Consider the following 6293-nt stretch of genomic DNA (forward strand, 5'->3'; position numbering starts at 1 on the left):
CCCTATCTGGAGGAGAACATCAGTCGCGAGCTGGGTGGCCCGGCCAAGGTGCGGGTCGAAATCCAGGATCACTACATCATCTGGATCCAGCCGCCGCAGGCCAGCAAAATCTGGGTGCGGATCCCGCTGACCGAGATTGAAGATGATGATATCGAACCCCTCATCATCTATCTGAGCGTGCTGCTGGTGATCACTCTGTTTGCGGCCTGGCGCTTTGCCCGGCAGCTGGTGCGCCCGCTCGAGGATCTCGAGGCTGGTGCCGTTGCTGTTGCCAGGGGCCATTTCCCGGAGGCGCTGGGGGAGCTGGGGTCACGGGAAGTAAGGCGACTGACCCGCACCTTCAACCATATGTCGCACTCCATCAAGAGCCTGATCGAAGAGCGTAACCTGATGATGGCAGGGGTTTCCCACGATTTGCGTACTCCGCTGACCCGCATCCGGCTGGCCACCGAGATGATGTCCTCCGGTGACGAATACCTCAAGGAGAGCATCAATGCCGACATCGATGAGTCCAATGCCATCATCGATCAGTTCATCGATTACATCCGTCCGGATGAAGGCCAGGATCTGGAGCCGATCGACCTGACCCAGCTGGTGCACGATACCTTGCTGATCTACTCGGAGCAGGGGCTGGAGGTCGATCTGGCGCTGCCGCAAGAGGCGGTGCGGGTGGCCTGCAATCCAGTCAGTATCCGGCGGGTGTTGAACAACCTCTCAAGCAACTCACAGCGTTATGGGGCGAGCCGCTTGCATGCCGAGTTGAAGGACGATGGGCACTGGGTGCGCCTGCGCCTCTCCGATGATGGCCCCGGCATCCCGGAGCAGGACTACTCCCGGGTGCTCAAGCCGTTTACTCAGGGAAATGTGGCGCGAACCGTTGGCGGCAGTGGCTTGGGGTTGGCCATCGTGGCCAAGATAGTCGCCCAGCACCATGGCACTATCCGGCTGGGAAGCTCGGATCTCGGCGGCTTGCTGGTCGAGATGCGGCTGCCGAAACATCAGCCACAGGAGTGGATGGATTGAGAGAAGGGCGTATCCGTGGGTACGCCCTTCTGCATGGTCAGCTCTTTGTTTCGGCTGATGCACGATAGCGTTTGCCGTATTTGAGCTGTTGGATCAGCAGGGCGGCAACGATGAGCGCTAACCCGATGGGGGTGGCCGGATGGATGGCTTCGCCGATCAACAGGTTGAGCAGCACCAGTGAGGCAAACGGTGAGATGAAGATGAGATTGCTGATGGGGGCAGTGTTGGTGGCATGGCGCAACGCCATCAGCCAGAGCACGAAACCGAAGCCCATTTCGAACAGTCCCACATAGATGGCACCAGCCCATCCCTGCCAGGCGGTCATGGCAAAATCGGAGAGCAGCCAGGTTGCAACGACGATAAAAGGCAGGCTGATCATAAAGCCAAGCAACAGGCTGACGATGGGATCGCCCTGATTGCGGGTGTTGAGGATCCAGTAGCTGGCCCAGATGAGGGTCGAGACCAGCGCCAGCGTCACGCCGAGGGGGCTGTCAAACTGGAGGCCGAATACATCCCCTCTGGTGGCGATCACCAGTGCGCCAAAATACCCCAGCACGATAGCGACGCCATCGCGCCGACGCAGCTTCTGGCCGAGGAAGGGAACTGCTAGCAGACTGAGAGTGATAGCCCAGGTGTAGTTGAGGGTCTGTGCCTGCTGGGCAGGCAACAGGTCATAGGCCTTGAACAGCAACAGATAATAGAGAAAGGGGTTCAGCACACCCAGAGTCAGGTAGTAGAAAGGGCGGGCCTTGATGTAGCTCCCCAGCAGCGGCAGTTTGCCCTGTTTGGCGACGACGGCTGTCAGCGTGAGAGTCGAGGTGAAGGCAGCCACAAGCAACAGTTGCACAGGTTCGAAATAGGCGAGGGAGATCTTGAAGGCTGTGGCGACCGTCGACCAGAGGGCAACGGCGCAAAGGCCATACTGATAGGCTTTCTTTTGATCTTTGAGCATGGGATGTCGTTCCACTGACAGAGGCAAGCGCACAGTCTACCAGTCTGCTTGTAACATTGTCGTTACCTGGGTGTTGGCAGCAGAGTGTGTTGCCGCAGGCCAGATCCATCTGTCACATAAAACTGCGCATAATCTGTTCGCTCTCCCTTGCGCAAATTTGAAAAATCCGTATAATCCCCTCCGCTTACCCATGAGGTAAGCCAGACGATATGTCTGCTGCTGAGTTTCCTGTTTACAGAAGCCAGCCATACAGTCCTCCCGATATGGGGGGAAACGTGAAAAATCACACCTCTGGCGGGAGTAATCTCGGTCGGGCGGTGTTGATTTATGTTCTTTTATCTATTGGAGCTCTGTCAATGCAGAACCAAAGAATCCGTATCCGCCTGAAGGCTTTTGATCATCGCCTGATTGATCAATCCACTGCGGAAATCGTTGAAACTGCTAAGCGCACTGGCGCGCAGGTTCGCGGTCCTATTCCGCTGCCGACTCGCAAAGAGCGCTTCACCGTCCTGATCTCCCCGCACGTCAACAAAGATGCGCGTGATCAGTACGAGATCCGCACTCACAAGCGTCTGGTAGACATCGTTGAGCCGACTGACAAGACCGTAGACGCCCTGATGCGTCTGGATCTGGCAGCTGGTGTAGACGTCCAGATCAGCCTGGGTTAATTACGGAAAGAGGTTGATAACAATGACAATCGGTCTTGTAGGTCGCAAAGTGGGTATGACTCGCATCTTCACTGAAGATGGCGTTTCTATCCCGGTGACTGTTATCGAAGTTGAAGCTAACCGTGTAACTCAGGTCAAATCTGTAGAAACCGACGGCTACAACGCTATTCAGGTTACCACTGGCGCCAAAAAAGCCAGCCGTGTGACCAAGCCGGAAGCTGGCCACTTCGCCAAAGCTGGTGTAGAAGCCGGTCGCGGTCTGTGGGAATTCCGCCTGAACAACGGTGAAACTTTCACTGTTGGTAGCGAGCTGAAAGTAGATCTTCTCGCTGACGTTAAGCTGGTAGACGTTACCGGCACATCCAAAGGTAAGGGCTTTGCTGGTACTGTTAAGCGCCACAACTTCCGCACCCAGGATATGACCCACGGTAACTCCTTGTCTCACCGCGTTCCGGGTTCTATCGGTCAGAACCAGACTCCGGGTCGTGTATTCAAGGGCAAAAAGATGGCTGGTCACATGGGTGCTGAGCGTGTAACGACTCAGAACCTGGAACTGGTTCGTGTTGACGCTGAACGCAACCTGCTGCTCATCAAAGGTGCAGTACCGGGTGCAACCAACGGCAACGTGATCGTCAAACCTGCCGTCAAAGCGTAACGTCTGAGGAGATAGTAATGGAATTGGTAATGAAAGACGCCAAGAGCGCTCTTGAAGTTTCCGAGACTACCTTCGGGCGCGAATTCAACGAAGCTCTGGTTCACCAGGTCGTCGTTGCATATGCCGCTGGTGCCCGTCAGGGTACTCGTGCGCAGCTGACTCGCTCTGAAGTGTCTGGTGGCGGCAAAAAGCCGTGGCGTCAGAAGGGTACTGGTCGTGCCCGTGCTGGCTCCATCCGTTCGCCCATCTGGCGTTCCGGTGGTGTGACTTTTGCTGCTAAGCCGCAAGATCACAGCCAGAAAGTAAACAAGAAGATGTACCGCGGCGCTATCCGTAGCATTCTGTCCGAGCTGGTACGTCAAGAGCGCCTGATCGTTGTTGAGAAGTTCGGCATCGAAGCTCCGAAGACCAAAGAACTGATCGCCAAGCTGAAAGAAATGGAACTGACTGACGTTCTGATCGTGACTGCTGAAGTCGATGAGAACCTGTTCCTGGCTGCTCGCAACCTGTACAAAGTTGACGTGCGTGACGTTGCCGGTATCGACCCGGTCAGCCTGATCGCTTTCGACAAGGTTCTGATGACTGCTGACGCAGTTAAGCAAATCGAGGAGATGCTGGCATGATCCGTGAAGAGCGTCTGCTGAAAGTTCTGAAGGCTCCGCACATCTCTGAAAAGAGCACCATGGTTGCAGAAAAGCAGAACACTATCGTGTTCAAAGTTGCTGTTGATGCTACCAAGGCGGAAGTCAAAGCTGCAGTTGCGAAACTGTTCGAGGTCGAAGTTGAGACCGTCCGTACCCTGAACATGAAGGGTAAGACCAAGCGCGCAGGTGCACGCGTAGGCCGTCGTTCCGATTGGAAAAAGGCTTATGTGACCCTGAAAGCTGGTCAGGACATCGACTTCATGGGCGCAGCCGAGTAAGAGGAGTTCTCAAAAATGGCAATCGTTAAGTGCAAGCCTACTTCTCCGGGCCGCCGCCACGTCGTCAAGATCGTCAATCAAGAGCTGTACAAGGGCAAGCCCTTCGCCGCTCTGCTGGACAGCAAAAGCAAGTCCGGTGGTCGTAACAACAACGGCCGTATCACTACCCGTCATATCGGTGGTGGTCACAAGCAGCACTACCGTATCGTCGACTTCAAGCGCGACAAAGACGGTATCCCGGCTAAAGTAGAGCGCCTGGAATACGATCCGAACCGTACCGCTAACATCGCTCTGGTGTTGTATGCAGACGGTGAGCGTCGTTACATCCTGGCTCCGAAAGGCCTGAAAGCTGGTGACGCGATCGCTTCTGGTGCTGATGCAGCCATCAAGGTAGGTAACGCCCTGCCGATGCGCAACATCCCGGTTGGTTCTACCGTTCACGCTGTAGAGATGAAGCCTGGTAAAGGTGCCCAGCTGGCTCGTTCCGCTGGTACTTTCATCCAGATCCTGGCTCGTGAAGGTAACTATGTAACTCTGCGTCTGCGTTCCGGCGAAGTACGTAAAGTTCTGGCCGAGTGCCGCGCTACCATCGGTGAAGTCGGTAACTCCGAGCACATGTTGCGTCAACTGGGTAAAGCCGGTGCAAACCGCTGGCGTGGTATTCGTCCGACCGTTCGCGGTATGGCGATGAACCCGGTTGACCACCCGCACGGTGGTGGTGAGGGTCGTAACAAGGGCATGCAGCCTGTGTCCCCATGGGGCCAGAAGGCTAAAGGCTTCAAGACCCGTAAGAACAAGCGTACCGACAAGTACATCGTACGTCGTCGTAACAAGTAATTGTTAACATAGAGGAATCACCATGCCACGTTCTCTCAAGAAGGGTCCATTTATTGACCTGCACTTGCTGAAGAAGGTAGAGAAAGCGGTGGAAAGCGGGGATAAAAAGCCGGTTAAAACCTGGTCCCGTCGTTCAATGATCATCCCGAACATGATCGGTTTGACCATCGCTGTCCATAATGGTCGTCAGCACGTTCCGGTTTTCGTTACCGAAGAAATGATCGGTCACAAACTGGGTGAATTCGCACCGACTCGTACTTATCGCGGCCATGCTGCTGATAAGAAGGCTAAGAAGCGCTAAGGGATAAATGATGGAAGCTATCGCTAAACACCGTTATGCCCGTACTTCTGCCCAGAAAGCTCGTCTGGTAGCCGATCAAGTACGTGGTCTGTCCGTAGACAAGGCTCTGAATATCCTGACCTTCAGCCCGAAAAAGGCTGCAGTGCTGGTTAAGAAAGTGCTGGAATCTGCCATTGCAAACGCTGAGCACAACGAAGGCGCCGATATCGACGCGCTGCGTGTTGCTACTATCATGGTCGACGAAGGTCCCTCCATGAAGCGCATCCGTCCGCGTGCCAAAGGTCGTGCGGATCGTATCCTCAAGCGTACCGCTCACATCACTGTAGTGGTATCCGACGCTAAGGCTGGGAGATAAGCAATGGGTCAGAAAGTACATCCTAATGGCATTCGCCTGGGTATTACCAAGCCTTGGAATTCTACCTGGTTCGCGAACACCAAAGACTTCGCTGACAACCTGTACAGCGATTTTCAAGTACGCCAGTTCCTGACCAAGGAACTGAAAAACGCGTCCTTGTCCAAGATCACCATTGAGCGTCCGGCCAAGAGCATCCGTGTGACCATTCACACTGCTCGTCCGGGTGTTGTCATCGGTAAGAAAGGCGAAGACGTTGAGAAGCTGCGCAAAGCTGTAGCCACTATTGCTGGCGTGCCTGCTCAGATCAACATTTCCGAAGTCCGCAAGCCGGAGCTGGATGGCAAACTCGTTGCCGACAGCATCACTTCCCAGCTGGAGCGTCGTGTAATGTTCCGTCGTGCTATGAAGCGCGCCGTACAGAACGCAATGCGCCTGGGTGCCAAGGGCATCAAAGTGGAAGTTTCCGGTCGTCTGGGCGGCGCTGAAATCGCGCGTACCGAATGGTACCGTGAAGGTCGTGTGCCGTTGCACACCCTGCGTGCCGACATCGACTACGCAACTTCTGAAGCCCACACCACTT

At 55.2% G+C, this 6293-nt stretch carries 10 protein-coding genes; 9 read left to right on the plus strand and 1 reads right to left on the minus strand.

Annotated features, from left to right (window positions below):
- Positions 1–1023, plus strand: a 1023-nt coding sequence (gene envZ, locus AACS18_RS21315; protein WP_108613249.1) for a two-component system sensor histidine kinase EnvZ, incomplete at its 5' end; no start/stop codon positions are given.
- A 37-nt stretch (positions 1024–1060) separates the two neighbouring features.
- Here envZ and AACS18_RS21320 read toward each other — a convergent pair.
- Positions 1061–1975, minus strand: coding sequence for a DMT family transporter (locus tag AACS18_RS21320; RefSeq protein ID WP_108613250.1), 915 nt, complete (start codon positions 1973–1975; stop codon positions 1061–1063).
- Positions 1976–2331: 356 nt separating this feature from the next.
- On the opposite strand from AACS18_RS21320, the gene rpsJ reads away from it, so the two are divergent.
- The 8 genes from rpsJ to rpsC all read left to right on the plus strand — a co-directional run.
- A complete protein-coding gene (rpsJ, locus tag AACS18_RS21325) occupies positions 2332–2643 on the plus strand; it encodes a 30S ribosomal protein S10 (protein ID WP_005307944.1) in 312 nt (103 codons plus the stop codon).
- 22 nt (positions 2644–2665) lie between these two features.
- Entirely contained in the window at positions 2666–3298 is a 633-nt protein-coding gene (rplC, locus tag AACS18_RS21330) for a 50S ribosomal protein L3 (protein WP_005340620.1), read from the plus strand.
- A 17-nt stretch (positions 3299–3315) separates the two neighbouring features.
- Positions 3316–3921: a 50S ribosomal protein L4 gene (gene rplD / locus AACS18_RS21335; RefSeq protein WP_005340616.1), complete on the plus strand. Its 606-nt coding sequence runs from the start codon at positions 3316–3318 to the stop codon at positions 3919–3921.
- The gene (gene rplW, locus AACS18_RS21340; protein ID WP_005307955.1) at positions 3918–4220 is read left to right on the plus strand and encodes a 50S ribosomal protein L23; all 303 of its coding nucleotides are present in this window, start codon (positions 3918–3920) and stop codon (positions 4218–4220) included. Before rplD ends, rplW begins: the two co-directional genes overlap by 4 nt.
- A gap of 15 nt (positions 4221–4235) precedes the next feature.
- Complete coding sequence (gene rplB, locus AACS18_RS21345) at positions 4236–5057, plus strand: 50S ribosomal protein L2 (protein ID WP_005340614.1); 822 nt, start codon at positions 4236–4238, stop codon at positions 5055–5057.
- A gap of 22 nt (positions 5058–5079) precedes the next feature.
- Entirely contained in the window at positions 5080–5358 is a 279-nt protein-coding gene (gene rpsS / locus AACS18_RS21350; protein ID WP_005307960.1) for a 30S ribosomal protein S19, read from the plus strand.
- A 10-nt stretch (positions 5359–5368) separates the two neighbouring features.
- Positions 5369–5713: a 50S ribosomal protein L22 gene (gene rplV, locus AACS18_RS21355; protein WP_005319741.1), complete on the plus strand. Its 345-nt coding sequence runs from the start codon at positions 5369–5371 to the stop codon at positions 5711–5713.
- Between the two features lie 3 nt (positions 5714–5716).
- The coding region (rpsC, locus tag AACS18_RS21360; RefSeq protein ID WP_108613251.1) for a 30S ribosomal protein S3 at positions 5717–6293 on the plus strand (577 nt) is incomplete at its 3' end.

Origin of the sequence: Aeromonas sp. HMWF015, assembly GCF_963878965.1 — a bacterium.
In the GTDB taxonomy this organism is placed as follows: domain Bacteria; phylum Pseudomonadota; class Gammaproteobacteria; order Enterobacterales; family Aeromonadaceae; genus Aeromonas; species Aeromonas veronii.

Coding starts and splice junctions, on each gene's coding strand:
- rplB (WP_005340614.1), top strand. CDS start 4,236: ATGGCAATCGTTAAGTGCAAGCCTACTTCTCCGGGCCGCCGCCACGTC.
- rplV (WP_005319741.1), top strand. CDS start 5,369: ATGGAAGCTATCGCTAAACACCGTTATGCCCGTACTTCTGCCCAGAAA.
- AACS18_RS21320 (WP_108613250.1), bottom strand. CDS start 1,975: ATGCTCAAAGATCAAAAGAAAGCCTATCAGTATGGCCTTTGCGCCGTT.
- rplC (WP_005340620.1), top strand. CDS start 2,666: ATGACAATCGGTCTTGTAGGTCGCAAAGTGGGTATGACTCGCATCTTC.
- rpsS (WP_005307960.1), top strand. CDS start 5,080: ATGCCACGTTCTCTCAAGAAGGGTCCATTTATTGACCTGCACTTGCTG.
- rplW (WP_005307955.1), top strand. CDS start 3,918: ATGATCCGTGAAGAGCGTCTGCTGAAAGTTCTGAAGGCTCCGCACATC.
- rplD (WP_005340616.1), top strand. CDS start 3,316: ATGGAATTGGTAATGAAAGACGCCAAGAGCGCTCTTGAAGTTTCCGAG.
- rpsJ (WP_005307944.1), top strand. CDS start 2,332: ATGCAGAACCAAAGAATCCGTATCCGCCTGAAGGCTTTTGATCATCGC.